The organism is Alkalimonas cellulosilytica (assembly GCF_036325985.1).
Lineage (GTDB): Bacteria > Pseudomonadota > Gammaproteobacteria > Enterobacterales > Alteromonadaceae > Alkalimonas > Alkalimonas cellulosilytica.
Map to the genome: position 1 here is coordinate 1 of NZ_JAUHLI010000072.1, position 350 is coordinate 350.

Consider the following 350-nt stretch of genomic DNA (forward strand, 5'->3'; position numbering starts at 1 on the left):
CGCAATGCCAACGACGGTATTTCACTGGCCCAGGTTGCTGAAGGGGCGATGGATGAAATTACCAATTCACTGCAGCGGATCCGGGTGCTGGCGATCCAATCGCAAAACGGTATCAACAGTTCTTCAGACAGGGCAGCTTTGCAAAAAGAAGTCGATCAGCTGAAGCTGGAGATCAGCCGGATTGCCGATACCACTCAGTTTGGTGTCACTAAGTTACTGGATGGCGGCTTCTCTGCATCTTTTCTGGTTGGTGCCAATGCAGGTCAGAATATCCGTATTACTTTATCCAGAGCAGATGGTTACGGTACCACGGCTTTGGGGCTGGATGCATTGAGTGTATCCACTGTCGG

General features: G+C 50.9%; 1 protein-coding gene. It reads left to right on the forward strand.

All coding sequences use genetic code 11. The annotated features are described in order from the left end of the window. A partial coding sequence (locus QWY20_RS18595) for a flagellin N-terminal helical domain-containing protein (protein WP_456237686.1) occupies positions 1-350 on the forward strand: 350 nt, incomplete at both ends.